This is a genomic window from Nocardiopsis sp. TNDT3 (genome assembly GCF_003427465.1).
Lineage (GTDB): Bacteria > Actinomycetota > Actinomycetes > Streptosporangiales > Streptosporangiaceae > Nocardiopsis > Nocardiopsis dassonvillei.
In genome coordinates, this window is record NZ_QPFC01000041.1 from 1 (window position 1) to 11,294 (window position 11,294).

The window sequence follows — 11,294 nt, forward strand, 5'->3', positions numbered from 1 at the left end:
GCCGTGGGCCGGTGGCGGCCCTGGTCCTTCGCCGCCGCGACCGGCGCGGACGCCACCGGTGCGGGCGGGCCGTTCCGCACGGTCGAGGGCGCGGTCGGCGGGGTCCCGGTGGCCCTGCGGGTGCAGAACCAGCTCAACCCCGCCGACCCCGACAACCACGCCCACGTCCTCCTGCGCGTGACCGCGGGGGCCGACGGCGGCCACCTGCTGCTCGCCAACGCCCACGGCCCGGTCCTGTGGAGCCCCCGGCCGCACTTCCCCCGCTCCGGCCGGGAGCTGGCCGACTACGGCGACGCCGAGGCCGCGCATCTGGACCTGCCCAGCGTCCAGCCGTGGGGACCCGCCTCGGCGCCCGGGTACCGGGAGATCCTCACGGGGCTCTGGCCGCGGGCCGCCGCGCTGGGGCTGGCGGAGCTGAGCCGGGCGGCCGACACCGCCGAGGACCCCCTGCGCCGCGGGCAGTACCACCTGACCCTGTCCCGGGTCTGGCAGGAGGCCTCCGGCCCCCTGGGCCGACCGGAGCCGCTGCACGAACCCGAACCGGTGCCGCTCTCCCTGGAGGAGCTGCGCGCACGCGTGCCGTCCGAGGCCGAGGAGGAACACCGCCGTGTCCGTACCTGAGGCGACCGCGGCCGGTCTGCGCCGTCTGGGCGCTCCGGCCGCGCCCGGCGCCGTCTCGGTGGTGTGCTTCCCGCACGCCGGCGGGACCGCCGGTTTCTTCCGCCCCTGGGCCAGGCTGGTGCCGGACCGGGCCGTGCTGCACGCCGTGCAGTACCCCGGGCGCCAGGACCGCATCGCCCATCCCCCGGCCCGCGACATGGACGGGCTGGTACGGCCGCTGGCCGAGGCGCTGGCCCCGGCCGCCGGCCCCGACCTGGTGCTCTTCGGGCACAGCATGGGGGCCGCCGTCGCCTACGAGGTCGCGCGTGCGCTGGAGGCGCGCACCGGTCGCGCGCTGGGGTCCCTGGTCGTGTCCGGCCGCCCCTCGCCCCGGACGCAGCGCGACACCGCCGTCTCCGCCGGAGGGGAGGCCGCCGTGCTGGAGGACGTGCGCAGGCTCGGCGGCACCGATCCGGCGCTGTTCGGCGACGAGCAGGTGCGCGACCTGGTCCTGCCCTCCATCCGGGCCGACTACGCGCTCATCGAGGGGTACCGCCCGCGCCCCGGGCCGCCGCTGGCCACGCCGGTCCTGGCCGTCCGGGGCACCGGGGACCCGGAGGTGACCGCGGAGGAGGCGCGGGACTGGGCCGCGGTCACCCACGGGGAGTTCCGCTCGGCGGAGTTCCCCGGCGGGCACTTCTACCTCATCGACCGGCCGGGGGACGTCGTCGGGGCGCTGCTCGCGCAGGTGGGCCTGGCCCCGGCCGACGACCCCTGGCCCTCCACGCCCTGAGAACCGCGACGAGAACGCCGAGAAAAGGAAAGAGAGAACGATGTCCGACAACACCGCCGACGCCCTGCTCAAGGAACTGTTCGACCTGGAGCACCGCGGATGGGAGGCGATCTCCAGCGCGAACGCGGACTTCTACCGGGAAATGGTCACCGATGACACCGTCGTCGTCGAACACGACGGCGTCGGAACCGGACAGGACCTCGTGGCGGAGATCGAGGCCAATGACAGCCCGTTCGTCGGATTCACCCTGGAAAATCCGAAACTGGTGCGCATCACCGACGACAGCGCGGTCCTGACCTACCGGGCCACCGCGGAGGTCACCGGCCGCGACATGGTCTACCGCCTGTACATGACCAGCGTCTACGCCCGCAGGGACGGGGCCTGGCGGCTGCTGTTCCACCAGCAGACGCCCGTCTCGTCCTGATCGGCGCCGCCCGCGGCGGGTCGCCGTCCCGACGGCGATCCGCCTTTCGCGACCCTTTCTTCGCGAGGCTTCGGCTGTGGCATCATGGCAGCCCCCGCCGCGGGGGAAAAGGGCGTGACGGGTTCACCAGGGAACACAAGGAGGCGACCACCGAGTGGGTGTCCAGGGAATACGGGTCGAGGAAATCGGAAAGACGTTCGGAAAGGTGACCGCACTCGACGGGGTCACCTTCGACGTGCCCCCCGGAACGGTGACCGCGCTCCTCGGACCCAACGGCGCCGGAAAGACCACGCTCGTCCACTGCCTCTCCACGCTGCTCGTCCCGGACCGCGGGACGGCGGTCGTCGACGGACACGACGTGCGCACCGACCCCGCCGGGGTGCGCTCCTCCCTCGCCCTCACCGGCCAGTTCGCCGCGGTCGACGAGGTCCTGACCGGCCGGGCCAACCTGATGCTCTTCGCCCGGCTGCTGCGGCTGCCCCGGGCCAGGGCCAGGGCCAGGGTCGGGGAGCTGCTCGACCGGTTCGGCCTGTCCGACGCCGCGGACGCCTCCGTGGGCTCCTACTCGGGCGGGATGCGGCGGCGTCTGGACCTGGCCGCCAGCCTCATCGTGGAACGTCCGGTCCTGGTCCTGGACGAGCCGACCACCGGCCTCGACCCCCGCACGCGCGGCGACCTGTGGAACGCGGTGCGCGAGCGCCGCGACGCGGGCACCACCGTCCTGCTCACCACCCAGTACCTGGAGGAGGCGGACCGGCTCGCCGACCGCGTCGTGGTCGTGGACCGGGGAGGACTCGTCGCCGAGGGCTCCCCGGAGCAGCTCAAGGCGCGGGTCGGCGGATCGGTGTGCGAGGTGCGGGTCCCCCCGGAGGACCGCGGGCGCGCCCGGGAGCTGCTGCGCTCGGAGGCGGCCGGGGTCCAGGAGGAGGACGGCGCGCTGGTCGTCCCGGCGCCGGACGCGGGCACGGTGGCCCGCCTGGCCCGCGCCCTGGACGGGGCGGGGATCGAACCCGAGGTGCTCAGCCTGCGCAGACCCACCCTGGACGAGGTCTTCCTCCACCTGACCGGAAACCCGTCCGAGGGCGCGCAGGCGTCCACCGGCGGCCCGGCCCGGGACGCGGAGGCGCCCGCCGGCGGAACCGGGGAGGGATCGCGGTGAGCGCTCCACCGACCGCGGCCGCGACGGAGCGGGGACTGGGCAACCTCCTGGCCCAGGGGGCGGCCACGGCCGGGCGCAACATCCGCGCCCGGGCCGACGCGGGCGCCCTGGTGACCCTGGGGGTGTTCCCGGCCGTCTTCGTCTTCGGCTTCCTGCTGCTCTTCGGCAGGCTGCTCGGCCAGCAGGGCGTCGACTACGCCCAGTTCCTGCCGCCCGCGATCATCGTGCAGTGGATGTTCTCGGTGGCCAACAGCGCGGCGCCGATGCTCGCCGCCGACCGGCGCGACGGCCTCATCGCCCGTTACCGCTCCATGCCGGTCAACCGGGGCGCCCTGCTGGTCGGACGCTTCCTGGCGGACACCGTCTGGGCCCTGGTCTCCGTGGCGGTCATCCTGCTGTGCGGGTTCGTCGCCGGTTTCCGGTTCGGGGGCGGAGTGCCCGCCGCGCTCGGCTTCGTCGCGCTCGCGGTGCTGTTCGGGCTGGTGCTGACCGCGGGGACCAGCGCCGTCGGGCTGGCCTCACGCGACCCCGAGTCGGTGTCGGCCGTCCTCAACCTCGTCTACCTGCCCCTGCTGATGCTGTCCACGGCGTTCGTACCGGCCGAGGCCTTCCCCGGCTGGCTCGAACCGGTCATCGCCGCCTCGCCGGTCTCGGTGGTCATCGACGCGCTGCGCGCGCTCGCCACCGGCGAGGGCGTGGCCGGGGCCGTGGCGCCGGCCCTGGTGTGGACGGCCGTGCTGGGCGCCGTCTTCTCGTGGGCGGCCGTCCGCTCCTTCCGGAAGGCGGTGTGACCGTGCTCTACGACAGCGCCCTGCTCGCGGGCCGGGGACTGCGCAGGTTCCTGCGCAGCCCGCAACTGCTCGGGGACGCCTTCGGGTTCCCCCTCATCCTGCTCGTCACCCTCCTGGTGATCTTCGGCGAGGTCGTCTCGGGTGCCACGGGCGAGTCCTACATCGCGCGGCTGGCTCCGGCCATCGTGCTGTTCGGCACGGCCTACGCCTGTGTCGGCACCGGGGTCGGGTACCACGCCGACGTGCGCACCGGGTTCCTCGACCGGCTGTACACCATGCCGCTGTCGCGTCCGGCGCTGCTGGCCGGTCGGCTTCTGGGCGACCTGGCACGGCTGCTGACCGTGGCGGTGGTGACGGTGGCCGCGGCGTACCTGTTCGGGTTCCGCTTCACCGCCGGGTTCTGGGCCGCGCTCGCCTTCTTCGGCGTGGTCATGGCCTTCGCCTGGATGTTCCTGTGGCTGGCGCTGGTGGTGGCGCTGCGCGCCCGGAGCGAGCAGGCGGTGTCGGGCGCGCTCACCTCGCCCATCACCCTGCTGCTCCTGCTGTCGTCGGGGCTGGTCCCGCTGGAGGCGTTCCCGCCGGCAGCCCAGCCGGTCATCCGGCTCAACCCGATGTCGAGCACCCACGAGGTCCTGATGGGGCTGTCGGCGGGCGGGCCGGTGGCCGCCCCCCTGGCGGTCAGCGCCCTGTGGTTCGCCGCGGCCACGGCCCTGCTGGTGCCTCTGGCCCTGCGGTCCCTGCGGCGCCGGGCCTGAGCGGCCCGGGCCCCCACGTGAGGAGGAGGATCAGAGCCGGACCAGTTCGCGCAGCTCGAAGAGGACCGACCCCTCGGGGTAACGGCCCAGGTGCCGCCGCAGCGGGACCGTGCGCCAGCCGCAGTCGGCGGCCACCGACTCCAGCAGGTCGGCGTCACCGAGGTCGGTGAACCCCAGCAGGAGGCGGCCCGAGGGGGCCAGCACCCTCTCCGCGTTCTGCATGAAAGCGCGGTGCGAGGCGTATTCGGGATCGAACAGGGAACGGTCGAAACCGTTTTTCACACCACCCTCCGGGGCGGCGCTGAGGAAATTGGAGTTCCAGAAGACGACATCGTGGAGAACGCCCTCGGGAACGGCTTCGAACATGTCGCCGCAGTAGACGTTTACCCTGCTTTCCACGCCGTGTTCGCGTGCGTTCATCCGGGTGTTCTCCGCGGCCTCCGGGCTGATGTCCGTGGCCGTGACGGTGGCGCATCCGCTGAGCGCGGCCAGCACCGAGAGGTAGCCCGTACCGCATCCGACCTCGCAGAACGCCCCGTTGACCGGGAAGGGGACCCAGGCGGAGTACAGCGCGGCGGAGGTGGTCAGGTGGGGCGCGTAGACCCCCGGGAGCGCGTGCCAGCGGCGCCCGAGCAGTTCGAATTCGACGGGTTCCTCAATGGCCGCGTGCCTCTCCCTGAGCAGGTCCACCGTTCTTCCGGGGCCGCGCATGGCGCTCCTCCTTTTCCGTCGGACACTTCCGGCGCGCACCATAATATGCTTTACTGTGGAACAAGTCCATATATAAGCGACATGTAGGAACGGGCCGCCTCGAAAAACCCGTTCGGCGCCCCCCGGAAAGGAAGCCATGACGGACACGGCCATCGCCCAGCGGCGCGCTGCTCTGCGGCGGACCGGTCTGGACGCCGACGCGCTGCCCGACTCGCCCCTGGACCTGTTCTCCGCCTGGCACGACGACTGGCGCGCCACGGACCCCCACGACCCGGCGGCGGCGGTCCTGGCCACCACCGACGACCGGCACCGGCCCTCCGCCCGCTGGATCGACCTCGCCCACGTGGACCACGGTTTCGTCCTCTTCACCGCCTACACCAGCCGCAAGAGCACGGACCTGGCCGTCCACCCCCGCGCGGAACTGTGCTTCGGCTGGCTGGAGCTGGCCAGGCAGGTGCGCGTCGGCGGAGTGGTGGAGCGCCTGTCCCCCCTGGACTCCGACGACCGGTTCGCCTCCCTGCCCCGACCGGTGCAGGTGCTCGCCTGGTCCACCGACCAGCGCAGCCCCCTGGCCGGACGCGGGTCCGTCCACGAGCGCCTGACCGAGGTGGCCGGGCGCTTCGAGGGCCAGGAGGTCCCGCGCCCCGAATTCTGGGGCGGACTGCGCCTGGTCCCCGACAGCGTCGAGTTCTGGCAGGGCCGCAGCGACGAGGTCCACGACCGCGTGCTCTACCGGCGTCCGGGGGCCGGGGCCCCCTGGACCACCGAGTGGATGTCCCCCTGACGACCCGGCGGGGCCGGACGCACCGGCCCCGAGGAAGGAGACGGCCGTGCTCGAGGGATGCGTCCCCTGGCCGGAGGAGTTCGCCCGACGGTACCGGCGGGAGGGGTACTGGCTCGGCCGGTCCCTGGCCGAACTCTTCGACACCTGGTGCTCCGCGCACCCGGAGCGCACCGCGCTGGTCTGCGGCTCCCGGCGCTGGACCTACCGGGAACTGCACGAGCGGGTCGCCCGCACGGCCGGGGGCCTGCGGCAGCGCGGGCTGGGCGGCGGCGACCGGGTCCTGGTGCAGCTGCCCAACACCGCCGAGTTCGTGACCGCCCTGTGCGCGCTGCTGAGGATCGGCGCCATCCCCGTCCTGGCGCTCACCTCCCACCGCCGCGCCGAGCTGCTGGAGCTGTGCCGGGTCTCGGAGGCGGTCGCCCACCTCGTCCCGGACCGGCACCGCGGCCACGACCACCGGGAGGAGGCCGCGCGGGTACGGGCGGACGCCGGGGGCGGCCTGGACGTCATCGCCGACGGGGACCCGGGCGCCTTCACCCGCCTGGCCGACGTGACCGGCCCGCCGGCTCCGGCGGCCGCGACCGACCCGGGGGAGGTCGCCCTCTTCCTGCTCTCGGGCGGCACCACCGGCCGGTCCAAGCTCATCCCGCGGACCCACGACGACTACGCCTACAACGTCCGCATCACCTCCGACAACGCCGGACTCACCCCCGACGACGTCTACCTGTGCGTCCTGCCCGCCTCGCACAACTACGCCCTCGGCTGCCCCGGGGTGCTCGGCGCCCTCTCCCGCGGCGCCACGGTCGTGCTCAGCGACAGCGCGGACGCCGAGGACGCCTTCGCCCTGGTCGAGGAGGAGGGCGTGACCGTCACCGCCCTGGTGCCCTCCCTGGCCGCGCTGTGGACGGAGGCCGCGGACCTCACCCACCGCGACCTCTCCACCCTGCGGCTGGTCCAGGTCGGCGGCAGCAGGGCCTCGGCCGACGACGTCGCCGAGACCGAACTCGCCCTGGGGTGCCGCGTCCAGCAGTCCTTCGGCATGGGCGAGGGCATCCTCAGCCAGTCCGGTCCCGACGACTCCTTCGGCATGCGCACCACCACGCAGGGCCGCCCCCTGTCACCGGCCGACGAGGTGCGCGTGGTGGACGAGGACGACCGCCCCCTGCCCGCGTGCACCACCGGACGCCTCCAGGTCCGCGGCCCCTACACGATCCGGGGCTACTACCGGGCCGAGGAGGCCAACGCCGCCGCCTTCACCCCGGACGGCTTCCTGCGCACCGGAGACCTGGCCCGCCTGACCAGCTACGGCCACCTGGTCGTGGAGGGCAGGACCAAGGACGTCATCAACCGGGCGGGCGACAAGATCGCCGCGGCCGAGGTCGAGGACGCCCTCACGGCCCTTCCGTCCGTCCGCTCCTGCGCGGTCGTGGCCGTGCCCGACCCCCTCCTGGGCGAGGCCTCCTGCGCCTTCCTCGTCTGCTCGGGGCCGCCGCCCTCCTCCGAGGAGGTCTCCCGGCACCTGCGCTCGCTGGGGCTGGCCGCCTTCAAGGTCCCCGACCGGATCGAGAACGTGGCGGAGCTCCCGCTGACCAGGGTCGGCAAGGTGGACAAGGAATGGCTGCGCCGCGGCTTGGAGGAAGCCGCGGACCGGGGGACCCGGTGAGCGCCGGGGTGGCGGACCCGGCCTTCCCCGCCGGAACCGACCCCGGCCTCCTGGACCGTGTGCGCCGCTCCCTCGCGCTGGCCCCCGCCCTGGTCACCGGGGAGGAGGTCCGCGACCTCGGCGAACGCTACGCCCGCGCCGCACGCGGCGACGCGGTCGTCCTCCAGGCCGGGGAGTGCGCCGAGCGCTTCGCCGAGGCCACGCCGTCGCGCACGGCGGAGCGGTTGGCCCAGCTGCGCGACCTCGCCGCCCTCCTGGGCCGCCGCGGCGGCACCGAGGTCGTCACCGTCGGACGCATCGCGGGCCAGTACGCCAAACCCCGCTCCTCCCCCTGGGAGGAGACGGCGGACGGCACCGTGCTGCCCAGCTACCGGGGCGACGCCGTCAACGACGACGCCCCCGACCCGCGGGCCCGCGCCGCCGACCCGCTCCGGATGCTGCGCGCCCTCCACCACTCCCGGCAGGTGCTGGAGGCGGTGCGCGCGGCCGGGGAGCCACGGGTGTTCACCTCGCACGAGGCCCTGCTCCTGGACTACGAGGAACCCCTGGTCCGCGGACGCCACTCCTGCTCCGCGCACACCCTCTGGATCGGCGACCGCACCCGCGACCCGGCCGGTCCGCACGTGGCCTTCGCCGCACGCCTGGCCAACCCCGTCGGGGTCAAGCTCGGCCCCGGCGCCACCCCCGAGGACGCGGTCCGGCTCAGCCGCGCGCTCAACCCCGAGGGCGTCCCCGGCCACCTGTCCTTCATCGTGCGCCTGGGCGCGTCGCGGGTGCGTCGGCACCTGCCGGACCTGGTGTCCGAGACGCTGCGGCGGGGCGCGCCCGTCCTGTGGCTGTGCGACCCGCTGCACGCCAACACCCAGCGCTGGGCGGACGGCCGCAAGCTGCGCCTGGTCGAGAGCGTCCTGTCGGAGATCGAGGACTTCGTCCGCGTGCTGCGCTCGCACCGGGTCCCCCCGGCGGGGCTGCACCTGGAGATCACCCCCGACGACGTGCTGGAGTGCGCGGAGCTGTCCGACCTGCGCGCGCGGGGGCCCCGGCGGTACCGCTCGGCGTGCGACCCCCGGCTCAACCCCCGCCAGGCCCTGCGGGCGGTAGCCGGGTTCGGGGACCTGCTACGAGGCTAGGGCGGCGGGCGTTCGTGACCGGGAGACCGACGAATCCGGACCGGCTCGGGCGGTCGGGCGTCATTTCACCGGCTTCTCCGCCGGCACGGTGGCCCCGTCCGCCAGGCGCGCTCGGGCCCGGTGGTGCCGCTTCTCCACGGGCCGGATCCCGGTGGCCCCCGGCAGCCCCATGGGAGGGGTCCCGACGTACATGCTCTCGGCCCGCTCGACGACGAAGGTCTCGTGCCAGATCCCGATCGCGTCGGGGTTCTTCCTCACCATGGCGTTGAACTCCGTCCACGCCGGCCGGTGGCTCAACGACCGGTCGGAGGCGTAGTCGTAGAGCTTGTCGACCGAGGACCAGTACTGCACGATGTACGGCCCGCGGTGGTTGAACAGCATGTCGTAGCCGAGCATGCCGGAGTCCGGGTCCTCGGAGAGCTCGCGCAGCATCCGCCGCATGGCGGACTCGACGGTGAACCAGAGGTCCGGCCGCCACCAGTGGTTGAACGTCGCACCGATGTGGAACACCACCAGCTCCCCCGCGTACTGGTGCGTGACCCGTCCCGGGACAACCTTGGCCATTGCCGCTCCCTCTACTAGATAGTGACACTATCGAATAGTAGATAGCGCTACTCTCCAAAGCAAGGGGGTGCCACGATGCTCATGGCGGAACTGTCGGCGAAGTCCGGTGTGCCCGTGACGACGATCAAGTACTACCTGCGAGAGGGCCTGCTGCCGGAGGGAGTGCGAACGTCGGCGACCCGGGCGACCTACGGGGACATCCACCTCCACCGCCTCAGGGTCGTTCGCGCGCTGATCGACGCCGGAGTGAGCGTGGCCGGAGCACGGAAGGTCATCGCCACCCTGGACGACCCGCCGGAGAACGTGTCCGATCTGATCGGTGCCGCACACGCCGCGGTCCTACCCCGGAGCGAGGGCGGGATCGACCTCGCCGACGCCGAGCGGCTGGCCGAACGGCTCGGATGGCAGCCGGGGATGTGTGAGCGTGAGTGCCTGGAGGACGTCGCGAGGTCCCTCGACGCCCTGCGCCGGGCCGGGTTCGAGATCTCCCCGAACGTCATGACCGCGTACCTCAGGGCCGTGGAGACCATCGCGGCAGCCGAGGTCTCCGACATTCCGGTCGACGATCCCGAAGAGGCGGTTCGGTACGTGGTGCTGGGCACGGCGCTGGCCGAACCCCTCCTTCTCGCCCTCCGCCGCATGGCCGAACAGATCACCGCGGTCCGGCGTTTCCCCCCGAAAGACCAGCACGGCAACGGCTGACGCGGGCAGGAAACCGGACGGATCAGCGAACGGCCGCTCCACACACCGTTTTCCCACAGCGGTGTGGAATTCCGCCGACCAACGGAGTCCGCGGGTCGCCCGCGGGTCGCCGGGAACGGTTCCCGACGACCCGGGTTCAGGGTGCCGTCCGACGTCGGAGCACCGTTCAGAACTTCTTCCAGACCGTCACGTGCGCGTTGAAGTAGTCGTACTCCCGGGGGTTCTGGCGCAGCACGGCGGGCTCGTCCCCCTCGTGCACCAGGGAGAATCCGGCCTTCAGCCTCTCCTTGAGGTGGTCCTCGCTGGACATCGAGCCGTCGGGGGACCCGAACCACTTCTCCGGCTTGCTGAACTCCGGATACCAGGACCAGGGGCAGGCGACCGCGAGCAGGCCGCCGCTGTTCAACGGGCCGCCCTCGGTGAGGAACTGGTCCAGGCAGCCGGCGGGGTCCGGCACCCGGTCCAGGACGTTGGACAGGACCACCACGTCAAAGGAGCCCAGGCCGTCCAGGTCGCAGGCGTCGCCGACCTGGAAACCCACCTCGCAGCGCTCCGATTCGTCCCGGACCCGGAAGGTGACCTCCTGGCTGAACGGGCCCTGTTGGATGACGCCGAAGGTCCCCCCGCCATGCAGGGTCAACGAGGAGGCCACATCGATCGAGCGTGCGCTCACGTCGAGTCCGAGCACCTGTTCCTCGACCCAGCCGCTCAACGCGTGGGAGACCCCTCCCACGCTGCATCCGACGTCCAGGGCTCGAAGGACCCTCGTCTCCGTCCGCGAAGCGGCGAGCTGGAGCACCCGCGACAGGCGCTGCGGATACCCGTGCGCCATGGCCAGGGGATGGTCGCGCTCCCCGAAGACGTCCTCCAGGGACCCGTAGTGCATCAGCAGGTACTTCGAGATGTCCCGAGAAGCCTCGTAGACGTCTTCGAGTGAATCGTCAAGAAGTAGCTCGTCACCCTTGACCAGGGTCGGCAGAGTTTTCAAATCCCACTCCCCATTGTCCATGGAAAATACAGTGAAATGCACAGCCGTTCGCACATGAGCAGGAGAGAAACGGCATTCCGAGAACGCTTCTCCCGGAGGAGGATCGCCCTTTCCCTATCGGCGCTTCTTCAGCAGGCTGGGCTGCTCGGGCCCGGATTCGTCCAGCAGGGGAAGCAACCCCGCCACCGTGGGAGCCTCGAAGAGTGCACGCACTCCGGCGCGCACGCCCA

Annotated in this window: 12 protein-coding genes and 1 pseudogene; 10 read left to right on the plus strand and 3 right to left on the minus strand. The window is 72.8% G+C overall.

Translation table 11 applies throughout. The features are described from left to right. From DQW06_RS01075 to DQW06_RS01100, 6 genes and pseudogenes are all read left to right on the plus strand, one after another. A pseudogene (locus tag DQW06_RS01075) lies at positions 1-621 on the plus strand (thiazolinyl imide reductase); the annotation flags it as partial. Further along, positions 608-1,393 carry a thioesterase II family protein gene (locus DQW06_RS01080; protein WP_071621962.1) on the plus strand — a complete coding sequence of 262 codons (786 nt, stop codon included), beginning with the start codon at positions 608-610 and terminating at the stop codon, positions 1,391-1,393. The pseudogene DQW06_RS01075 and the gene DQW06_RS01080, both read left to right, overlap by 14 nt. Positions 1,394-1,433: 40 nt before the next feature. Next, entirely contained in the window at positions 1,434-1,817 is a 384-nt protein-coding gene (locus DQW06_RS01085; protein ID WP_117197798.1) for a nuclear transport factor 2 family protein, read from the plus strand. A 154-nt stretch (positions 1,818-1,971) separates the two neighbouring features. After that, a complete protein-coding gene (locus DQW06_RS01090; protein WP_255418200.1) occupies positions 1,972-2,976 on the plus strand; it encodes an ATP-binding cassette domain-containing protein in 1,005 nt (334 codons plus the stop codon). Further along, entirely contained in the window at positions 2,973-3,767 is a 795-nt protein-coding gene (locus DQW06_RS01095) for an ABC transporter permease (RefSeq protein WP_071621960.1), read from the plus strand. Before DQW06_RS01090 ends, DQW06_RS01095 begins: the two co-directional genes overlap by 4 nt. A gap of 2 nt (positions 3,768-3,769) precedes the next feature. Continuing rightward, positions 3,770-4,522, plus strand: coding sequence for an ABC transporter permease (locus DQW06_RS01100; RefSeq protein ID WP_232832931.1), 753 nt, complete (start codon positions 3,770-3,772; stop codon positions 4,520-4,522). Between the two features lie 30 nt (positions 4,523-4,552). On the opposite strand, the gene DQW06_RS01105 is transcribed toward DQW06_RS01100, so the two are convergent. Next, entirely contained in the window at positions 4,553-5,233 is a 681-nt protein-coding gene (locus DQW06_RS01105; RefSeq protein ID WP_117197800.1) for a methyltransferase domain-containing protein, read from the minus strand. 136 nt (positions 5,234-5,369) lie between these two features. Between DQW06_RS01105 and DQW06_RS01110 the strand changes: the two genes are divergently transcribed. The 3 genes from DQW06_RS01110 to DQW06_RS01120 are packed head-to-tail and all read left to right on the plus strand — an operon-like array spanning position 5,370 to position 8,810. Then, the gene (locus DQW06_RS01110) at positions 5,370-6,017 is read left to right on the plus strand and encodes a pyridoxal 5'-phosphate synthase (RefSeq protein WP_013152787.1); all 648 of its coding nucleotides are present in this window, start codon (positions 5,370-5,372) and stop codon (positions 6,015-6,017) included. Between the two features lie 46 nt (positions 6,018-6,063). Beyond that, positions 6,064-7,680 (plus strand): (2,3-dihydroxybenzoyl)adenylate synthase, encoded by a 1,617-nt coding sequence (locus DQW06_RS01115; protein WP_117197801.1) that lies wholly within the window; start codon positions 6,064-6,066, stop codon positions 7,678-7,680. After that, positions 7,677-8,810 (plus strand): 3-deoxy-7-phosphoheptulonate synthase, encoded by a 1,134-nt coding sequence (locus tag DQW06_RS01120; RefSeq protein ID WP_117197802.1) that lies wholly within the window; start codon positions 7,677-7,679, stop codon positions 8,808-8,810. The genes DQW06_RS01115 and DQW06_RS01120 overlap by 4 nt, the downstream gene beginning before the upstream one ends. A gap of 60 nt (positions 8,811-8,870) precedes the next feature. Here the strand turns inward: DQW06_RS01120 and DQW06_RS01125 are convergent, their stop codons facing one another. After that, the gene (locus DQW06_RS01125) at positions 8,871-9,374 is read right to left on the minus strand and encodes a DUF4188 domain-containing protein (protein ID WP_071621956.1); all 504 of its coding nucleotides are present in this window, start codon (positions 9,372-9,374) and stop codon (positions 8,871-8,873) included. Between the two features lie 75 nt (positions 9,375-9,449). On the opposite strand from DQW06_RS01125, the gene DQW06_RS01130 reads away from it, so the two are divergent. Next, positions 9,450-10,076, plus strand: a complete 627-nt coding sequence (locus tag DQW06_RS01130) for a MerR family transcriptional regulator (protein ID WP_117197803.1) — start codon at positions 9,450-9,452, stop codon at positions 10,074-10,076. A 166-nt stretch (positions 10,077-10,242) separates the two neighbouring features. On the opposite strand, the gene DQW06_RS01135 is transcribed toward DQW06_RS01130, so the two are convergent. After that, positions 10,243-11,064 carry a methyltransferase domain-containing protein gene (locus DQW06_RS01135; RefSeq protein ID WP_232832932.1) on the minus strand — a complete coding sequence of 274 codons (822 nt, stop codon included), beginning with the start codon at positions 11,062-11,064 and terminating at the stop codon, positions 10,243-10,245. Positions 11,065-11,294 lie beyond the last annotated feature (230 nt).